Raw genomic sequence first — 18,793 nt, 5'->3', positions numbered from 1 at the left:
CGTGGCGTCGGCCGCGACGTCGCAGCGTACCGGGGGTGCCGTGGCCGCCACCGTGGGTGCGGGCGCGGGGCCCGGCGGGTGCCGGGCACGCCGGTCGTTACCCTCGCGGCATGCCGGAGACCGCGCCGAAGACCGTCCCGCTGACCGTGCAGCTCGTCGCGAAGACCGAGTTCACCCCGCCCGCGGACGTCCCGTGGTCCACCGACGCCGACGGCGGCCAGGCGCTGGCCGAGTTCGCCGGCCGCGCCTGCTACCAGTCGTGGGGCAAGCCGAACCCGCGCACCGCGACCAACGCCGGCTACATCGCCCACATCCTCGAGGTCGGGCACCTCTCGGTCCTCGAGCACGGCTCGGTCAGCTTCTACCTGACCGGCATCTCGCGCTCGCTGACCCACGAGCTGATCCGGCACCGGCACTTCTCCTACTCCCAGCTCTCCCAGCGCTACGTCCCCGAGCGGGACGCCGCGATGGTCGAGCCGGACGTCATCGCCCAGGACCCGGAGCTGCACGAGCTGTTCCTGCAGGCCTCGGCCGACGCGCTCGCCTCCTACGAGAAGCTCCTCGAGGGGCTCGAGGCGCGCTTCGCCGACGTGCCGAACGGGACGCTGCGGCGCAAGCAGGCCCGTCAGGCCGCGCGGTCGGTGCTGCCGAACGCGACCGAGACCAAGATCGTCGTGACCGGGAACTACCGGGCGTGGCGGCACTTCATCGCGATGCGCGCCTCCGAGGCCGCCGACGTCGAGATCCGCAAGCTCGCCGTCGAGTGCCTGCGCCAGCTGCAGGCCGAGGTGCCGAACGTGTTCGCGGACTTCCAGATCCAGACCCTCGCCGACGGGACCGAGATCGCCTCCAGCCCGCTGGTCGCGGAAGGCTGAGCGAGGCTTGCCGAGCGAGCATCGGTGCTGAGCGAGGCTTGCCGAGCGAGCATCGGTGCTGAGCGAGGCTTGCCGAGCGAGAGCTCAGGCGAGGACGGCGTGCACCCGTCGTCGCAGGTCCGGCAGGTCCCGCACGACGAACCCGCGTCCCTCCTTCTCCAGCAGGCCCTCGGCGACCAGTCGGGACAGCTCCCGGCTGGTCGTGACCCGGGTGAGTCCCACGAGCAGCCCCAGCTCGTCGACGGCGGGGCGGATCGACAGCCGGGCCACCTCGTCGAGCGCGATCTCGCCGTAGGCCTCCACGAGGTGGCCGAGCAGCAGGATGATCCGCTCGCGGGCGGGCAGTCCCTCGATGAGCACGTGCAGCTGCATGACCCGCTGTTTGTAGGCGATCCGACGGGTGATCTCGAGCAGGAGTTCCGGCTCGTCGCGGGCAGCGGTCAGCAGCGCGTCGCGGGTCACCGAGACGATCTCCGACGGCAGGGTGCAGACCGAGGCGAGGTGGCGGGGCCGTCCGTCGACGCAGGCCGCCTCGCCGAGGGTGGCGCCGGGCTCGGCGTAGGCCAGCGAGCGTTCCGAGCCGTCGGGACGGTGCAGGTAGATCCGCACCCGCCCGGAGACGACGAGGTGGAACCGCGACGACAGCTGGCCCTGGGTGTAGACGTGCTCGCCACGGGCGTAGTGGCGGGGGCTGCCCAGCTCCGCGATCCGGGCGGTCACCGAGGTCCACGGTGCGGTCAGGAACGGTGAGACCGGGTGGTCGTCGGGATCGGGTGCGGGCAGCGCCCGCACGGTGCCGTCCGGCCTCCGCGCCGCGCTGCTCATGGTCCCGCCTCCCGGCCGTCGCCGATGGTTCGTCCGGACGGTAGCGGGCCGGGGCGCCCGCGGGTAGGCGGACGGCCCGGACGCCGAGGGGTGCGTCCGGGCCGTCGGGTCCGGGGGTGCCGGCCGGCGGCCGCCGGCACCGGGTGGGTGCGGGGCGGCCCGCCCGGACGGGCCGCCCCGGTGGCCGGTCAGGCGGCCGCGAGCTGCGCGTCCTGCTCGGCGAGGGAGTCCGCGTCGGTCTGCGGCAGGGCCAGCGTGCAGAGCAGGCTGAGCAGCGAGACCGCCGAGAGCAGCAGGCCGATGCCGAGGCTGCCCAGCGTCGACGCGGCGAGTGCCGCGGCGAACAGCGGGACCACGCCGCCGCCGAACACGCCGGCGAGGTTGTAGGCGATCCCGGCGCCGGTGTAGCGGAAGCGGGTCGGGAACAGCTCCGGCAGCTGGGCGCCGATCGGCCCGTAGGCGATGCCGACGACGCCGAGCACCAGCGACAGGCCCAGCCCGAACGACCACACCGTCCCGATGTCGATGATCGGGAACGCGACCAGCCCGGCGGCGACCGAGGCGATGTTGCCGCCGACGACCATCTTCCGTCGCCCGACCCGGTCGGACAGGATCGCCGAGGCGATCGTCGTCAGGGCGAAGACGATGCCGCCGACGATGCCCATGGCCAGCACCGACGGGCGCGGCAGCTGCAGCTGCTGGGTGCCGTAGCTGGTCAGGTAGGTGACGCCGATGTAGAAGAAGGCGAACACCGCGGTGGTCGAGCCCGCCCCGAGGAGCACCGCGGCCGGCCGGGTGGTGAACACCTCGGTGATCGGGAGCTTCGTCGACACCGGGCCGCTGTTGCGGAAGCCCGCCGTCTCCTCCAGCGCGAGCCGCACGTAGAGCCCGACCGCGACGAGCAGCACCGAGCCGATGAACGGGATGCGCCAGCCCCAGGCCAGGAACGCCTCGTTGCTCATGGTCAGCGCGGTGACCAGGAAGGTCGCCGAAGCCAGCGCGAAGGCCACCGACGGGCCGAGCTGCGGGAACAGCGCGTACTTCCCGCGGGCCTTGGTCGGCGCGTTCTCCGCGGTGAGCAGGGTCGCCCCGGCCCACTCGCCGCCGACGGCGAGGCCCTGCAGGATGCGCAGCACCACGAGCAGGATCGGCGCCAGGACGCCGATCGTGCCGGTGGTGGGCAGCAGGCCGATCGCGAGCGTCGAGAAGCCCATCAGCAGGAGCGTGGTGACCAGCGTGCCCTTGCGGCCGAGGCGGTCGCCGAAGTGGCCGAACAGCACCGACCCGAACGGCCGCGCGACGAAGGCGACACCGAACGTGGCCAGCGCGAGTGCGGTACCGGCCGCCGCCCCGAGCTCGGGGAAGAAGACCTTGTTGAACACCAGGGCCGCGGCGGTCCCGTAGATGAAGAAGTCGTAGAACTCGATGACCGTGCCGGTCATGCTCGCGAGCGCGATCCGGCGCATCGACCGCGGTGGCTGCGTGGTGGCAGCGTTCGTCACGTGTGTTCTCCCCGTCGAGAAGCGATGAGTGGGACGGATCGGAGTATCCGTACACGGACGGGTGAGATCTGTATCACCAGCTACACAAGACGTGCGTTGCGTCGGATTTCTGTCGACCGTCGTCGCGGTGCGGTCGCGCACGTCCGGCACTACGTTGGGGACGGTGAGCCTCGCCACCGCCGAACGTGCCGCCCTCTGCGCCGAGTTCGAACGCTCCGGACCAGACCGACCGACGCTCTGCGAGGGCTGGAACGCCCGCGACCTGCTCACCCACCTGCTGGTCCGGGAGCGGCAGCCGTGGAGCGCCGGGGGGGATCGTGCTGCCCGCCCTGTCGGCGATGACCGACAAGGCGATGGACGGCTACGCGTCCGCGGCCTGGCCGAACATGATCGACGACCTGCGCAAGGGCCCGCCCGCATGGTCGCCGTTCAAGGTCGGCAAGATCGACGAGATCGCCAACGGTGCCGAGTTCTTCGTCCACCACGAGGATCTGCGCCGCGGGGAGCCCGGCTGGGAGCCCCGCCCGTCCGACCCGGGGCGCGACGGGCAGCTGTGGAACCTGCTGCACACCCAGGCCAGGCTGCTGTTCCGGCGCAGCCCGGTGGGCGTGGTCCTGGCCCGCCCGGAGGGCGCGACCCAGGTCGTCGCGACCGGGTTCGGCGTGGTCACGGTGACCGGCGAGCCCGCCGAGCTGGTGCTGCACGCCTTCGGTCGGGACGCGGCGCGGGTCGAGGTGACCGGTCTGCCCGCCGACGTGGAGGCCTACCGCGGCGCACCGACCGGGATCTGACCGGGATCCGTCGGTACCGGGCGGTACCGTCACCAGTCATGAGCACCGGTCCCGATCCCGCCCCCGGCGGGCAGCAGCACCCGCCGCGCCGACCGTTCGGCGAGGTGCTGACCGCGATGGTCACGCCGTTCGACGCCGACGGCGAGCTGGACCTGGCCAAGGCCGAGGAGCTGGCGACCCACCTGGTGGACCTCGGCAACGACGGGCTCGTCGTCAACGGCACCACCGGCGAGGGCCCGACCACGTCGGACACCGAGAAGTCCGAGCTGATCCGCGCGGTCGTGTCCGCGGTGGGGGATCGGGCGACGATCGTCGCCGGGGCCGGTACGTACGACACCGCGCACTCGATCGAGCTGGCCCGCAGCGCGGAGCGCGCCGGTGCGCACGGGCTGCTCGTGGTCACGCCGTACTACTCCCGGCCGCCGCAGGAGGGCCTGCTCGCGCACTTCACCGCGGTCGCCGACGCGGGCGACCTGCCGGTGATGCTCTACGACATCCCGCCGCGCAGCGTCATCGGCATCGACGTCGACACCTTCCAGCGCCTGGCGCAGAACCCCCGCATCGTCGCGGTGAAGGACGCCCGCAACGACCTGCGCGTCGGCACCGAGGTGCTGGCCACCACCACGCTCGCCTACTACTCCGGCGACGACCCGGTGAACCTGCCGTGGCTCTCGGTCGGGGCGGTCGGCTTCGTCAGCGTGATCGGCCACGTCGTCGCCGACCGGCTGCGCGCCATGATCGACGCCTACCACGCCGGTGAGCACCAGCGGGCCCGCGCGCTGCACTACGCGATGCTCCCGGTGATCCGCGGGATGGGTCGGGTCGGTGGCGCGGTGTTCGCCAAGACCGCGCTGCGCCTGCGGGGCATCGACGTCGGTGACACCCGGCTGCCGCTGCCGCCCGCCAGCGAGGACCAGATCGCCGCGATCGCCGGGGACCTCGCCGTCGCCGGGGTGGCGCTCGACCCGCAGGCCCGCCCGAACCTCCCGCTGTACCAGCCGGGCCACGGCGCCCTGGGCGGCCGCACCGCGGCGGACCTCGGCGCCGAGGTCGCCTACCACCGGACGTAGGTCCCCCGGTCGCCGTCGCGCGCCCGGCCCGACCCGCGGCGCCGCGACCCGACCCCCTGACACGAACCCGAGAACACGAACCCATGTGAGGCACGAACCCCTGTGAGTCCCCAGCGCAACGACCGACGCAACCGGCCCGGCCGGTCGCTCTCCGCGCCGCCGGAGCACATCGAGCGTCCGGAGCTCCCGGACGGCCCGCCACCCGCCCTCGCGCAGGGCGGCCTGCGCGTCTACGCGCTCGGCGGCATCGGTGAGGTCGGTCGCAACATGACCGTCTTCGAGTACGAGGGCCGGCTGCTCATCGTCGACTGCGGCGTGCTGTTCCCCTCCGACTCCGAGCCGGGCATCGACCTGATCCTGCCCGACTTCCGCACCATCGAGGACCGCCTCGACGACATCGACGCGCTCGTGCTCACCCACGGCCACGAGGACCACATCGGTGCCGTGCCGTGGCTGCTGCGGATGCGCCCGGACATCCCGGTCGTCGGGTCCCGGTTCACGCTCGCCCTGGTCGCGGCGAAGTGCAAGGAGCACCGCCTGACCCCGCACCTGCAGGAGATCCGCGAGGGCGACCGCGTCTCCCACGGCGGGTGGGACTGCGAGTACTTCGCGGTCAACCACTCGATCCCCGACGCCGTCGCCGTCGCTGTCCGCACGCCAGCCGGGCTGCTGCTGCACACCGGTGACATCAAGCTCGACCAGCTCCCGCTCGACGGGCGGCTCACCGACCTGGGCGGGTTCTCCCGGCTGGGCGAGGAGGGCGTCGACCTGTTCCTGGTCGACTCCACCAACGCCGAGGTGCCGGGCTTCGTCACCCCCGAGGCCGACATCGGGCCCGTCATCTCCGACCTGGTCCGCCGGGCGCCGTCGCGCATCATCCTGGCCTGCTTCGCCAGCCACGTGCACCGTGTCCAGCAGGTGCTCGACGCCGCGCAGGCCCACGGCCGCAAGGTGTGCCTGACCGGACGATCCATGGTCCGCAACATGGGCCTGGCCGACGACCACTCGCTGCTGAACATCCCGCCGGGGCTGCTCGTCGACATCGACGAGGCGATGCGCCTGCCCGACGAGAAACTGGTCCTCGTCTCCACCGGATCGCAGGGTGAGCCGCTCGCCGCGCTGTCCCGGATGGCGCGCGGGGACCACCGCAGCATCACGATCCGCCCGGACGACACGATCATCCTGGCCAGCTCGCTGATCCCCGGCAACGAGACCGCCGTCTTCGGCGTGATCAACGGGCTGACCCGGCTCGGCGCCACCGTGGTGCACCAGGGCAACGCCAAGGTGCACGTCTCCGGGCACGCCCCGGCCGGCGAGCTGCTGTTCCTCTACAACGCGGTGCGCCCGTCGAACGTCATGCCGGTGCACGGGGAGTGGCGCCACCTGCGGGCCAACGCCGCGCTCGCGCGTCGCACGGGGGTGCCGGAGGAGTCGGTGGTCATCGCGGAGAACGGCGTGGTCGTCGACCTCGTCGACGGCCGTGCGGCGATCACCGGCCGGGTCGAGGTCGGCCAGGTCTACGTCGACGGGCTGTCGGTCGGCGATGTGGGGGAGACCACGCTCGGTGACCGCATCGCGCTCGGCGAGGGCGGTTTCATCGCGATCAACGTGGCGATCGACCACAAGACCGGCCGCGCGCTGTCGCGCCCGACGCTGTCCGGGCGCGGGTTCTCCGACGACCCGAAGGCGCTCGACGCCGCCCAGGCGCTGGTCGAGGACGAGCTGTCCCGGCTGGAGAACGAGGGCGTCACCGACCCGCACCGGATCGCCCAGGGCGTGCGGCGCGTGGTCGGCCGCTGGGTGTCCGACACCTACCGTCGCCGCCCCATGATCGTCCCCACGGTCATCGCGGTGTGAGCGTGTGGAGGGGTCGTCGACCCCTCCACAGCCGCGTCGGTCCCCGGTTCGATCACCGAACCGGGCTACCGTGTGTGACATGGCAGGACGCACGGGCACGGGCAGGACCACCACGACTGCGGCCGCGGGCCGCGGCTCGGGGCGGTCGGGCTCGCGTGCGTCCACCGCCCGCAGGCGTCCGTCGGCAGGCCGGAGGCCGCCGGCCCGGCGCCAGGGCCCCGACCTGGTCGACCGCGGGATCGACGCGGTCGGCCGGGGGGTGGCCAAGACCGTCCGCGCCTCCGGGCGCGCGGTCGGGCGCACCCGCGAGATCGACCCCGCGCACCGCCGCGACGGCATCGGGTTCGGCATGCTCGTGCTCGCCGTCATCGCCGCCGCCGGGCTGTGGTGGCAGGCCGGCGGCTCGGTCGGCTACTGGTTCACCTTCCTCGTGCAGGCGGTGATGGGGCAGGCCGGCGTCGCGCTGCCGGCGATCCTGCTGGGCATCGGCATCGTGCTGGTCACCACCGAGGGGCACCCGGAGGCCCGGCCGCGGATCGTGACCGGCAGCCTGCTGCTCGCCCTCGGCGTGCTCGGGTTGGTGCACCTGGGCGCCGGAGCGCCCGCCGAGCCCGACGCCTGGCGCGGCGCGGGCGGCGCGCTCGGCTACGTCGCGGGGACCCCGCTGAAGGCCGGGCTCAGCCTGTGGACGGCCGTCCCCGTTCTCGTCCTGCTGACCCTCTACTCGGTGCTGCTGGTCACCGGGATCCCGGTGCGGGAGCTGCCGGACCGTGTCCGCAGGCTCACCGGGCAGCTGCCGCCCGAGCAGGACGGCGAGGGCGAGTCCGGCGCGGACCGCCCGCGCACGGTGGCCGACGCCGTCGCCGAGCGGGAGAGCCGTGCCGAGGACGCCGACCAGACCCCGAAGCGGCGTCGCCCGGCGCGGCGCAGGCAGGGGGCCGCGGAGGCCGACGCGTTCCGGGTGGAGGAGGGCGAGCACGCCCCGGCCCCGGTGGACCCGTCGCTGCCCGGTGCCCCGGAGGAGGACGTCCCCGCCGCCGTCCCCGCGGCCGCCGCGCCGCCGGCGAAGAAGCCGCGCAAGCCCGTCGTCGAGACGCCGCAGGTGGCCGACGAGCCGATCGAGGGCGAGCAGCTCTCGATGGCGATCCGCCAGCCGCAGTCCGACACCGAGTACATCCTTCCGCCGGCGGACACCCTGGAGTCCGGCCCGCCGCCGAAGTCCCGCAGCTCCGCCAACGACGCGATGATCGAGGCGATCACCGGGGTCCTCGACCAGTTCAACGTCGACGCCCAGGTCACCGGCTTCACCCGCGGCCCGACGGTCACCCGCTACGAGATCGAGCTCGGCCCGGCGGTGAAGGTCGAGAAGATCACCCAGCTGCAGCGCAACCTCGCCTACGCCGTCGCCAACGACAACGTGCGGCTCCTCGCGCCGATCCCCGGCAAGTCCGCCGTCGGCATCGAGGTGCCCAACACCGACCGCGAGATGGTCCGCCTCGGCGACGTCCTGCGCTCGGGCAACGCCCGCGCCGAGCAGCACCCGATGGGCATCGGCCTGGGCAAGGACATCGAGGGCCACTACCTCGTCGCGAACCTGGCGAAGATGCCGCACCTGCTGGTCGCGGGCTCCACCGGCTCCGGCAAGTCCAGCTTCGTCAACTCGATGCTGGTGTCGCTGCTGACCCGGGCCACGCCGGACGAGGTCCGGATGATCCTCATCGACCCGAAGATGGTCGAGCTGACGCCCTACGAGGGCATCCCGCACCTGATCACGCCCATCATCACCCAGCCGAAGAAGGCCGCCGCGGCGCTGGCCTGGCTGGTGGAGGAGATGGAGCAGCGCTACCAGGACATGCAGGCCAACCGGGTCCGGCACGTCGACGACTTCAACCGCAAGGTCCGCACCGGGGAGATCACCGCCCCGCCCGGATCGGAGCGGGTGTACCGGCCCTACCCGTACATCATGTGCATCGTCGACGAGCTCGCCGACCTCATGATGACCGCCCCGCGCGACGTCGAGGACGCGATCGTCCGGATCACCCAGAAGGCGCGTGCGGCCGGGATCCACCTGATCCTGGCGACCCAGCGGCCGTCGGTGGACGTCGTCACCGGTCTGATCAAGACCAACGTCCCGTCCCGGCTGGCGTTCGCGACGTCGTCACTGACCGACAGCCGGGTCATCCTCGACCAGCCGGGCGCGGAGAAGCTGATCGGCATGGGCGACGCGCTCTACCTGCCGATGGGCGCCGGCAAGCCGGTCCGCATGCAGGGCGCCTTCGTCGACGACGACGAGATCTCCAAGGTCGTCGCGTTCACCAAGGAGCAGGCCGAGCCCAGCTACACCGAGGGCGTCACCGCGCAGAAGGCCGGCGAGAAGAAGGAGATCGACGCCGACATCGGCGACGATCTCGACCTGCTGCTGCAGGCCACTGAGCTGATCGTCACCTCGCAGTTCGGGTCGACGTCGATGCTGCAGCGCAAGCTGCGGGTCGGGTTCGCGAAGGCGGGCCGGCTGATGGACCTGCTGGAGACCCGCAACATCGTCGGGCCCTCGGAGGGCTCGAAGGCCCGCGACGTGCTGGTCAAGCCGGACGAGCTGGAGGGCGCGCTCCTCCTGATCCGGGGCGGCGGGACCGCCGACGGCGGCGAGGTCGCCGCCGACGACGAGTGACCCCCCGCCGGGTGACGGTCTCGGGCGGTGATGATCCCGACACCGCCGGTGATCGACATTTCGGGCTCACGGCTTAACGGGACGGTCACGTTCGTGCCACAGTGGCCTCGGGTCGCCGTCCGGTGATCGCACGTCGTGCTGCCCGTCGACGCCGGGCAGGGGAGGTACTGGCTGGTGTTCTGGAGGAAGAAGGACCGTCGTCGCCCGGCGCGGGGCACCACCGACCGGCACGCCCTCGTCCCGATTCCGCTGACCGGCGGGGTGCTGTCCGGCCAGGTCCGCGACCAGCAGGGCGGTGCGCTGGCCGGCACCGAGGTGTCCGTGATGGACCCCGCGGACCGGCGTGCCGTGTACGTCGAGACCGACCCGTTCGGCCGGTTCGCCGCGTCGCTGATGCCCGGCCGGTACCGGGTGCGGGTCGAGGCGGGCGGCTACCAGCAGGTCACCGACGTCGTCGAGGTGTCCTGGGGCGAGCACGCCGACATGGGCCACATCGTCCTCGGTGAGGACCCGGCGCTGCGCCCGCCGCGGCCCGGTGTCTTCGTCATCGACGGCGACCACAGCTCGGTCCGCTTCGTCGCCCGGCACATCGGGATGTCCAAGGTGTACGGCCGGTTCAACCGGTTCCAGGGGCAGATCCGGATCGCCGAGCCGTTCGAGGAGTCCTCGGTGGACGTCGTGATCGACGCGGCCAACGTCGCCGCCCGCGACACCCACCTGCGCTCCGCCGACTTCCTCGACGTCGAGCGCTTCCCCGAGCTGCGCTTCTCCAGCGTGCGCTTCGCCGCGCACGGCGGGAACCGGTGGACGGTGGACGGCGACCTGACCCTGCACGGCCTGACCAGCGACGTCTCGCTGGACACCACCTTCCTGGGCTCGGCGGAGTGGAACGGCGACCGGGTCGGTGCGATCGCCACCACCCAGCTGCACCGGGAGCACTACACGCTCAACTGGCAGCAGACCATCGCCAAGGGCCTGCCGGTGGTCGGGTCGACGATCCGGATCCAGCTCGACGTGCAGGCGGTCCGGCAGTCCTGACCCCGCACGGCTCGGTACTCGAGGCTCGGTACTCCGCGCTCAGTACTCGGGGAGCGTGAGGGCCGTCGCGGCGGTCGCGGCCCAGTGCTCGACGAGCCCGGGCGCGGCGGCGTCCGGGGCGGTGAGGTCCCGGACCCGCGCGGCGTTGGTCAGCGCGAGCTCCTGGTTGGCCTCCACCCAGTCGCGCATCCGCCGTTCGTGGGCGGCGGCCGCCGGTCCGGGATCGCCGCCGGAGCACGCGAGCTCCCCGGCCAGCACGTAGGCGCCGACCACGGCGAGCGTGGTGCCCTGACCGGACAGCAGCGTGGGGCACCAGGCGGCGTCGCCGAGGAGCGCGACCGGACCGCGCGACCAGGTCGGCAGCCGGACCTGGGTGATCGGGGTGAGGTACAGGTCCTCGGCGCGGTCCATCCCCGCGAGCAGCTCGGGCAGCCACCAGCCCCCGCCGGCGAAAAGCCGTGTCACCAGCGCGCGCTGCGCCCCGAGGTCGCGGTGGTGGTAGGTGGCGTCCGGGTCGGAGAAGCCGAGCATCACCCGGACCTCGGTGTCGTCGCGGGCGGTGTAGAGCCCGGCCATCGCGTCCGGCCGCTGGAGGAACACCTGCCAGCGGCTCAGCCCGAAGGTGTTGGGCAGGGTGAACACGGCGACGTGCTGGCCGAGGGGGACCAGCCGGCCGTCGTCGTCGGGGCCGAGAGCCAGGCGCCGGACGCCGGAGTGCTGGCCGTCGGCGCCCACCACGAGGTCGTAGTGCTCCTCGGTGCCGGAGGCGAAGCGCACCCGGGCCCCGCCCGCCGGGTCCGGATCGAGCGCGACGACCCGGTCGCCCCACCGGTGCTCGACGCCGTCGAGCGCGCCGGTGAGCAGCGCGGCGAGGTCGTCGCGGAGGATCTCGACGTCGTCGCTCGCGACCGGCCCCCCGGTGAGTGTCACCTCGGTGCTGCGGAAGACCTCGGTGCCGTCCTCGTCGACCAGGGACATGCCGTCCATCGCGGTGCGGGCGGCGCGCAGTGCGGCTCCGAGCCCCATCCGGTCGACGACGGTCAGCGCGGGCCCCCGGACGTCGACGGCCTGCCCGCCGGGCCGCGGCCTCGGCGCCGACTCGACGACGACCGGGTGGAACCCGTGCCGGCGCAGCCACCACGCGAGCGTCGTCCCTGCGATACCGGCCCCGCTGATCAGGATGTCGGTCATGTGTCCTCCTCGGTACGGTGTACGCATCGACGATGCCGCTGCGAGCTGGGATGACGGGTGTCGTGTAGCGGCACAGGTGGTACAGGGAGGTGGCCGGTGGACGGTTCGCCCACGGATCGGGTCGCGGCCGCGGTGCGTGCCCGTGTCGAGTCGGGGGATCTGCGGCCCGGGGACCGCGCGCCGTCGGTGCGCGCGCTGGTGGCCGAGCACGGTGTCGCGATGTCCACCGCGGCCCGGGCGCTGTCCCGGCTGCGCGAGGAGGGTCTGCTGCGGACGACGGCGCGGGTCGGGTCGGTGGTGGCGGAACGGGCCACGCCTGCGGGCACCGCTCCGCCACCGGACACGGCCCGGCTGGTGCGGACCGCGATCGGCATCGCCGACGACGAGGGCCTGGCCGCGCTGTCCATGCGGCGCCTCGCCGGGGCGTTCGGCGTGCCGACGATGTCGCTGTACCGGCTGGTGCGCAGCCGGGACGAGCTGCTGCTGGCGATGCTCGAGACGGTCTTCGCCGAGCTGGTGCTGCCCCCGGCCGACGGGCCGTGGCGGGCCCGGCTGGAGGGCGCTGCGCACGCCCAGTGGCGGGTGCACCGGCGGCACCCGTGGCTGGCGCGGGTGCTGTCGCTGTCCCGGCCGCAGGCGCTGCCGTCGCTGCTGCGCTTCGCCGAGTTCGAGCTGGCCGCGCTGGAGGAGGTCGTCGCGGACCCGGTGGAGCGGTTCGACCTGCACCTGGCGCTGACCGGATTCGTGCGGGGGATGGCGCTGACCCTGGCCGCGGAGCAGGAGGCGCAGGCCGACACCGGCGTCGACGCCGACACCTGGTCCGAGCACGACCCGGGGCTGCGGGCCGCGCTGCGCCGTCACGGCGGGCCCGCGCTGCGCCGGGTCGGCGACTACCCGTACGACCTGCAGCGGGTGTTCGACACCGGGATCGCCCGGCTCCTCGACGGGATCAGCTGAACCCCTGCTGCCGCCACGCCTCGTAGACGGCGACGGCGGCGGCGTTGGCCAGGTTCAGCGAGCGGTTCGACGGCCGCATCGGCAGCGCCACCGTGCCCGTCACCCAGTCCGCCGCCGCGACCTCGGGCGGGAGTCCGGTCGACTCGCGGCCGAACAGCAGCACGTCCCCGCAGGAGTAGGCGACGTCGGTGTAGCGGACCGGCGCACCCGGCACGAACGCGAACACCCGCGCCCCGGCGGCCCGCACCCAGCCGGCGAACGCGGCCGTGTCGTCGTGCACGACGATCTCGGCGAGATCGGCGTAGTCGAGCCCGGCCCGGCGCACCGAGCGTTCGTCGAGGGAGAAGCCGAGCGGCCGGACCAGGTGCAGCTCGGCGCCGGTGTTCGCGGCGAGCCGGATCGCGTTGCCGGTGTTCGGCGGGATCTCCGGGGTGTGCAGGGCGAGGCGGACCACGCGCTACTCGTACCAGGTGCCCGCGCTCCAGTGGTTCCCGTCCGGGTCGGCGATCTCGAACAGACGGCTGCCGTACTCGGCGTCGAAGGGCGCGTGCACGACGGTGGCCCCGGTCGCGACGGCGCGGGCGAACAGGGCGTCCGGGTCGTCGCAGACCAGGTGGACGGCGGCGCCGCCCGGCGGGCGGCACCCGTCGTGGGTGGGGCCGAGCATCACGCCGCCGGGGGCGCCGGTCGACCCGGGGCGTACCAGCTCGGCGTGGACGATGGCGCCGTCGTCGCCGGTGTGGACGGCACGCTCGGTGAAGTCCAGCGCCGAGGTCAGGAACGTGACCAGGGCGCGTGGGTCGGGGCTGGACAGGCTGGGCCAGAGGCCGGGCAGGTCGCTCATGAGGACGAGGGTGCCGAGGCCGCGCGGGCCGGTCGTGGACGAATCGGAGCCGCCGGCGCGACCCGCTCGGCCCGCCAGCTCAGCGCGGTCGTCCCCGCGAGCTCGCGGAAGTCGCGGGCCAGGTGCTGCTGGTCGCTGTAGCCGCAGGTCGCGGCCAGCTTGGCGAGTGGGGGAGCCGACGGGCGGCGCAGCAGCGTGCACGCCCGCTCGAACCGGATGACCCGTGCCGCGGCCTTCGTCGCGAGCCCGGTCTCGCGTCGCAGCCGTTCACCGAGGTGGCGTGGCGACCAGCCGACCTCCCCGGCGACGTCGGCGACACGCGCCGTCCCGCCGCTGCGGACCAGCAGCTCCCAGGCGTGCACGACCTCCGGCGCCGGCTCGCCGGGGCCGTCCCGGGCGTCGGCGCCGCGGCACAGCGCGGCGTCGAGCAGTGCGCACCGCCCGGCCCACCCCGGCTCGGCGCGCAGTCGGTCGAGCAGGGTGTCCAGGTCGGGGAGGAGCAGCGCGAGGTCGACGACGTCGCCGGCCAGCTCGCCGGCGGGCAGCCCGAGCAGCGTGCGGGCGCCGCGCCAGGTCATCTCCAGCTGCATCCCGGACTGCGGGGCGCCGGCGGCGAGCAGCGCGGGCGCGGTGTGCAGACCGGCCGCCGATGCGGTGAACCGGCCCGGGCCGCGTCGCGGGTCCGGAGCCGCGAGCAGGTCGACCGTGCCGTCCAGGCAGAGCACGACGGTCAGGTGGGCGCTCGACACGCCCTGGTGCGTCCCCGCCGGACCCGCGGGCGAGGACCAGCACCAGATCCCGGAGACCAGCGGGCGCAGACGTGCGGAGGGACGCCAGCGCCGGGCCCCGTCGGACATGCGGGCCAGGGTAGCGGCGCGGGCGGGGTCAGAGCGTGAGCAGCATCCGCACGTTGCCCAGGGTGTTCGGCTTGACGTGGGCGAGGTCGAGGAACTCGGCGACGCCGGCGTCGTAGCTGCGCAGCATGGCCGCGAACACCTCGGCCGACACCGGCGTCCCGTCGATCTCGGCGAAGCCGTGCCGGGCGAAGAACTGCTTCTCGAAGGTGAGCACGAACAGCCGCTCCAGGCCCAGCTCGCGCGCGCCGTCGATCAGCGCGGAGACGATCCGGTGCCCCACCCCGCGACCCAGCACCGACGGCGACACCGCCACCGTGCGGATCTCGCCCAGGTCCTCCCACAGCACGTGCAGCGCGCCGCAGCCGACGACCACGCCGTCGACCTCGGCGACCAGGAACTCCGGGACCGCCTCGTAGAGGGTGACGGTCTCCTTGGCCAGCAGGACGGTGCCCGCGTACTCGTCGACGAGCTCACGGATCCGGCGGACGTCGCGGGTGCGGGCGCGGCGGACGATCACGTCGGGGACCGGGGCGGACACGGGGTCGGGCACGGCAGGAGAGCCTAGACCGGGGTCGCCGACGGCGCCGTCTACCCTGGTATTCGTGGCTTCCCCCGAGACTGCGCCCCGGCGCGCCGCCCTGCTGACCCTGGGCTGCGCGCGCAACGAGGTCGACTCCGAGGAGCTCGCCGGTCGTCTGGCCGGGTCCGGCTGGGAACTGGTCGACGCCGAGGACGGCAGCCCCGACGTCATCGTCGTCAACACCTGCGGGTTCGTGGAGCAGGCGAAGAAGGACTCGATCGACACGGTGCTGGCCGCGGCGGACGTGGCACGGCCCGCCGGGGCGAAGGTCGTCGCGGTCGGGTGCCTGGCCGAGCGCTACGGCGCCGAGCTCGCCGCCGACCTCCCCGAGGCCGACGCGGTGCTCGGCTTCGACGCCTACCCCGAGCTCGCCGAGCGGCTCGGCGACGTCCTGGGCGGGCACGCCCCGGCCCCGCACGTCCCCACCGACCGTCGCAAGCTCCTCCCCATCTCGCCGGCGGAGCGCCCGGCCGCGACCGCGGACGTCTCGGTCCCCGGCCACGACTGGGTGCCCGACATCGCGCGCACCCGCCTGTCCGGCGGGCCGGTGGCCTCGCTCAAGCTGGCCTCGGGCTGCGACCGCCGCTGCGCGTTCTGCGCGATCCCGAGCTTCCGCGGCAGCTTCGTGTCCCGCCCGCCGGCCGACGTGCTCGGCGAGGCGGCCTGGCTCGCCCGGCAGGACGTGCGCGAGCTCGTGCTGGTCAGCGAGAACTCCACCAGCTACGGCAAGGACCTCCCCGGCGGCACCCGCGCGCTGGTCGACCTGCTCCCGCAGCTCGCCGCGATCGAGGGCGTCGAACGGATCCGGGTCGCCTACCTGCAGCCCGCCGAGCTCCGGCCCGACCTGCTGCGCGTCATCGCGACCACGCCGGGCGTCGCGCCGTACTTCGACCTGTCGTTCCAGCACGCGTCGGCGCGGGTGCTGCGCCGGATGCGCCGGTTCGGGTCGCGCACCGACTTCCTCGACCTCTGCGAGCGCATCCGCGCGCTGGCGCCGGAGGCCGGGATCCGCTCCAACGTCATCGTCGGGTTCCCCGGCGAGACCGAGGAGGACCTCGCCGAGCTGGAGGCGTTCCTGGCCGGCGCCCGGCTCGACGCCGTCGGGGTGTTCGGCTACTCCGACGAGGACGGCACCGAGGCCGAGGGCTACGACGGCCACGTCGATCCGGCCGAGGTCAGGGCCCGCGTCGCGCGGATCTCGGCGCTGGTCGACGAGCTGATGGAGCAGCGTGCCGAGGAGCGCATCGGCACCGAGGTCGTCGTGCTGGTCGAGTCCGCCGAGGGCGACGAGGACGACTGCACCGGTCGTGCCGCCCACCAGGGCCCCGACGCCGACGGCGAGTGCACCGTCGTCGCGGCGGCGCAGGACGGCCCCGAGCCGGACTCGCTGCGTCCCGGTGACCTCGTCCGCTGCCGCGTCGTGGACACCGAGGGCGTCGACCTGCTGGTGGAGGCCCTCGAGCTGATCGACCCGAACGCACCGGCCGCCGCCGTCCCGGCGGCCTCCGCGGCCGGATGAGCTCGCACCCGGCCGGGGGCGCCGCCGGAGTCGGCGACCCGCCCCTGCTGAACATCGCGAACGCGCTGACGGTCCTGCGGCTGCTGCTCGTCCCGGTGTTCGTGGTCGCGCTGTTCGTCGGCGGCGGCGAGGACGTGGTGTGGCGGCTGGTCGCGTTCGCGGTGTTCGTCGTCGCGGCGGCCACCGACCGGCTCGACGGCCAGCTGGCCCGCAGCCGGGGGCTCGTCACCTGGTTCGGCGCACTGGTCGACCCGATCGCCGACAAGGCCCTGATGGGCGCGGCCCTGATCGGGCTGTCGATCCTCGGTGTGCTGCCCTGGTGGGTGACGATCGTGATCGTCGTCCGCGAGCTGGGCATCACCGTGCTGCGCTTCGTCGTCATCCGCCGGCACGGCGTCATCCCGGCCAGCCGCGGCGGCAAGGCCAAGACCGTCGCCCAGACGGTCGCGATCGGGCTGTTCCTGCTGCCGCTGCCCGAGCTGCTGGGCCCCGGCACCACCGCCGCGACCGCCGTGCTCGTGCTCCAGTGGGCGGTGATGGCCGTCGCGCTGGTGCTCACCGTGGTGACCGGCGCCGACTACGTCCGCAAGGCCGTCCGGCCCCGGGCCGCCTGACCTGCGGGGACGATCCGGCGCCCGTGCGGCGTTGAGGTGTTCGCCGTGGGCGTACAGCGTCACGGCGCGGAGGAACCGGAGAAGTCGGTACGGTGAGACATCACCGGATGTCCGGGGAGCAGTCGAGGAGGGCACATGCTGCTGCGGGAAGCGATCGGCAGTGGGCTGCGTGAGGTGCGCACGGCGCGCCGGCGCACGCTGCGCGACATCTCGCGGGCCGCGCGGGTGAGCCTCGGGTACCTCTCCGAGGTCGAGCGCGGGCGCAAGGAGCCCTCCAGCGAGCTGCTCGCGGCGATCTGCGAGGCACTCGGGGTCTCCGTGCCGGACCTGCTGACCACCGTCGCCGCCGAGATGGCGACGGCGACCTCCGCCGCGGCCGCGAGCCGCCGTGACGACGTGCTCGTCCCGATCGGGCAGCGTCACGCCGAGCTGCGGCTGGCCGGCCGGCCGGGTTCCGTGGTCGCCGCACCGGCGTCCTCGGGCGGCCCGGTGGCCTCGGCCGCCTGATCGCACCGCCGACCCCGGCCGACCGCTCCTGCGCGGTAGGGTGCGGGCAGACCGGCAGCGATGCCAGGATGGACAGGGCCGGAGGCCCGGTTCCGACCACGGGGGGAACGCGGGGTCGGTCCGGGGTCCGCACGCCCGCCGTGGTGGCGGGCACGGTCGCGAGCGAACGCAGGCGGAGGACGCGCAGAGATGGCCAACGGATTCACCAAGTTCTTCAGCTATCTGTCGGCCCTGTTCTCGTCGAAGGTCGACGAGCACGCCGACCCGAAGGTGCAGATCCAGCAGGCCATCGAGGACGCCCAGCGCCAGCACCAGCAGCTGTCGCAGCAGGCCGCCGCGGTGATCGGCAACCAGCGTCAGCTGGAGATGAAGCTGAACCGGCAGCTGGGTGAGATCGAGAAGCTGCAGTCGTCGGCGCGGCAGGCACTCGTGCTGGCCGACCAGGCCCGCTCCCAGGGCGACGAGCAGAAGGCCCAGCAGTACGAGCAGTCGGCGCAGACCTTCGCGACCCAGCTGGTGACCGCGGAGCAGGGCGTCGAGGACCTCAAGACGCTGCACGACCAGTCGATCGGTGCCGCCGCCCAGGCTAAGCAGGCCGTCGAGCGGAACTCGATGATGCTGCAGCAGAAGATCGCCGAGCGCACCAAGCTGCTCAGCCAGCTCGAGCAGGCCAAGATGCAGGAGCAGGCCGCGAAGTCGCTGCAGCAGATGAGCGAGCTGTCCGCGCCGCGCAACGCGCCCTCGCTCGACGAGGTCCGCGACAAGATCGAGAAGCGGTACGCCACCGCGCTCGGGTCCGCGGAGCTGGCCCAGAACTCGGTGCAGGGCCGGATGCTGGAGGTCCAGCAGTCGACCACCGACATGGCCGGCATGTCGCGGCTGGAGCAGATCCGGGCGTCGATGTCCGGGGCGCCGATCGCCGGTGGCCAGCAGGCCCCGCAGGTCGGCCAGGGCGAGGCGACCCAGCAGCTGCCGTCCTCGCCGGCACCGGCCCAGCAGCAGAACACCCAGAACCAGCAGCAGCCCGGCACCGCCTGAGCCGCTCAGCCGTTCCACACCGTCCGCCGCGGTCCCGATCCCGGGGTCGCGGCGGAC

Annotated in this window: 18 protein-coding genes; 11 read left to right on the top strand and 7 right to left on the bottom strand. The window is 73.7% G+C overall.

All coding sequences use genetic code 11. The features are described 5' to 3' along the window. Nucleotides 1-110 precede the first annotated feature (110 nt). Complete coding sequence (thyX, locus tag Ae505Ps2_RS25490) at nt 111-875, top strand: FAD-dependent thymidylate synthase (RefSeq protein WP_020627863.1); 765 nt, start codon at nt 111-113, stop codon at nt 873-875. 84 nt (nt 876-959) lie between these two features. On the opposite strand, the gene Ae505Ps2_RS25485 is transcribed toward thyX, so the two are convergent. Next, the gene (locus Ae505Ps2_RS25485; protein WP_060712822.1) at nt 960-1,700 is read right to left on the bottom strand and encodes a Crp/Fnr family transcriptional regulator; all 741 of its coding nucleotides are present in this window, start codon (nt 1,698-1,700) and stop codon (nt 960-962) included. 188 nt (nt 1,701-1,888) lie between these two features. Then, a complete protein-coding gene (locus Ae505Ps2_RS25480; RefSeq protein ID WP_083695124.1) occupies nt 1,889-3,202 on the bottom strand; it encodes an MFS transporter in 1,314 nt (437 codons plus the stop codon). 317 nt (nt 3,203-3,519) lie between these two features. Here Ae505Ps2_RS25480 and Ae505Ps2_RS25475 point away from each other — a divergent pair, with 317 nt between their 5' ends. The 5 genes from Ae505Ps2_RS25475 to Ae505Ps2_RS25455 all read left to right on the top strand — a co-directional run bounded on the left by Ae505Ps2_RS25475 (nt 3,520) and on the right by Ae505Ps2_RS25455 (nt 10,629). Next, nucleotides 3,520-3,993: a TIGR03085 family metal-binding protein gene (locus tag Ae505Ps2_RS25475; RefSeq protein WP_349289839.1), complete on the top strand. Its 474-nt coding sequence runs from the start codon at nt 3,520-3,522 to the stop codon at nt 3,991-3,993. A gap of 38 nt (nt 3,994-4,031) precedes the next feature. Further along, complete coding sequence (gene dapA / locus Ae505Ps2_RS25470) at nt 4,032-5,063, top strand: 4-hydroxy-tetrahydrodipicolinate synthase (RefSeq protein WP_020623227.1); 1,032 nt, start codon at nt 4,032-4,034, stop codon at nt 5,061-5,063. 168 nt (nt 5,064-5,231) lie between these two features. Next, nucleotides 5,232-6,920 (top strand): ribonuclease J, encoded by a 1,689-nt coding sequence (locus tag Ae505Ps2_RS25465; protein WP_043277545.1) that lies wholly within the window; start codon nt 5,232-5,234, stop codon nt 6,918-6,920. 79 nt (nt 6,921-6,999) lie between these two features. Continuing rightward, nucleotides 7,000-9,591 (top strand): DNA translocase FtsK, encoded by a 2,592-nt coding sequence (locus tag Ae505Ps2_RS25460; RefSeq protein WP_083702282.1) that lies wholly within the window; start codon nt 7,000-7,002, stop codon nt 9,589-9,591. 135 nt (nt 9,592-9,726) lie between these two features. Further along, nucleotides 9,727-10,629: a YceI family protein gene (locus Ae505Ps2_RS25455; protein WP_233147469.1), complete on the top strand. Its 903-nt coding sequence runs from the start codon at nt 9,727-9,729 to the stop codon at nt 10,627-10,629. A gap of 39 nt (nt 10,630-10,668) precedes the next feature. Here Ae505Ps2_RS25455 and Ae505Ps2_RS25450 read toward each other — a convergent pair whose 3' ends face one another. After that, nucleotides 10,669-11,820 carry an FAD-dependent monooxygenase gene (locus Ae505Ps2_RS25450; protein ID WP_075311250.1) on the bottom strand — a complete coding sequence of 384 codons (1,152 nt, stop codon included), beginning with the start codon at nt 11,818-11,820 and terminating at the stop codon, nt 10,669-10,671. A 96-nt stretch (nt 11,821-11,916) separates the two neighbouring features. On the opposite strand from Ae505Ps2_RS25450, the gene Ae505Ps2_RS25445 reads away from it, so the two are divergent. Next, nucleotides 11,917-12,777, top strand: coding sequence for a GntR family transcriptional regulator (locus Ae505Ps2_RS25445; RefSeq protein ID WP_075311252.1), 861 nt, complete (start codon nt 11,917-11,919; stop codon nt 12,775-12,777). On the opposite strand, the gene Ae505Ps2_RS25440 is transcribed toward Ae505Ps2_RS25445, so the two are convergent. Genes Ae505Ps2_RS25440 through Ae505Ps2_RS25425 form a run of 4 tightly spaced genes read right to left on the bottom strand, consistent with a single transcriptional unit; the run spans nt 12,770 to nt 15,028 of the window. Beyond that, entirely contained in the window at nt 12,770-13,231 is a 462-nt protein-coding gene (locus tag Ae505Ps2_RS25440; protein WP_075311254.1) for a tRNA (cytidine(34)-2'-O)-methyltransferase, read from the bottom strand. The genes Ae505Ps2_RS25445 and Ae505Ps2_RS25440 overlap by 8 nt on opposite strands. Before the next feature lie 3 nt (nt 13,232-13,234). Next, nucleotides 13,235-13,621, bottom strand: coding sequence for a VOC family protein (locus Ae505Ps2_RS25435; protein WP_075311256.1), 387 nt, complete (start codon nt 13,619-13,621; stop codon nt 13,235-13,237). After that, nucleotides 13,618-14,478: a helix-turn-helix transcriptional regulator gene (locus Ae505Ps2_RS25430; protein WP_084786432.1), complete on the bottom strand. Its 861-nt coding sequence runs from the start codon at nt 14,476-14,478 to the stop codon at nt 13,618-13,620. Before Ae505Ps2_RS25430 ends, Ae505Ps2_RS25435 begins: the two co-directional genes overlap by 4 nt. 28 nt (nt 14,479-14,506) lie before the next feature. Continuing rightward, nucleotides 14,507-15,028: an amino-acid N-acetyltransferase gene (locus Ae505Ps2_RS25425; protein ID WP_249265349.1), complete on the bottom strand. Its 522-nt coding sequence runs from the start codon at nt 15,026-15,028 to the stop codon at nt 14,507-14,509. 52 nt (nt 15,029-15,080) lie between these two features. On the opposite strand from Ae505Ps2_RS25425, the gene rimO reads away from it, so the two are divergent. From rimO to Ae505Ps2_RS25405, 4 genes are all read left to right on the top strand, one after another. Next, nucleotides 15,081-16,577, top strand: a complete 1,497-nt coding sequence (rimO, locus tag Ae505Ps2_RS25420) for a 30S ribosomal protein S12 methylthiotransferase RimO (RefSeq protein ID WP_083695117.1) — start codon at nt 15,081-15,083, stop codon at nt 16,575-16,577. Beyond that, nucleotides 16,574-17,191, top strand: a complete 618-nt coding sequence (gene pgsA / locus Ae505Ps2_RS25415) for a CDP-diacylglycerol--glycerol-3-phosphate 3-phosphatidyltransferase (protein WP_020623216.1) — start codon at nt 16,574-16,576, stop codon at nt 17,189-17,191. Before rimO ends, pgsA begins: the two co-directional genes overlap by 4 nt. Before the next feature lie 135 nt (nt 17,192-17,326). Further along, nucleotides 17,327-17,698 carry a helix-turn-helix transcriptional regulator gene (locus Ae505Ps2_RS25410; protein ID WP_020623215.1) on the top strand — a complete coding sequence of 124 codons (372 nt, stop codon included), beginning with the start codon at nt 17,327-17,329 and terminating at the stop codon, nt 17,696-17,698. 189 nt (nt 17,699-17,887) lie between these two features. Continuing rightward, on the top strand, nt 17,888-18,736 hold the full coding sequence (locus Ae505Ps2_RS25405) for a PspA/IM30 family protein (RefSeq protein ID WP_075311258.1): 849 nt from the start codon (nt 17,888-17,890) through the stop codon (nt 18,734-18,736). Nucleotides 18,737-18,793: the final 57 nt, after the last annotated feature.

The organism is Pseudonocardia sp. Ae505_Ps2, from assembly GCF_001932425.1.
Classification (GTDB): domain Bacteria; phylum Actinomycetota; class Actinomycetes; order Mycobacteriales; family Pseudonocardiaceae; genus Pseudonocardia.
Note: the sequence above shows the minus strand (reverse complement) of the source record. Positions and strands in the feature narration are given on the sequence as shown.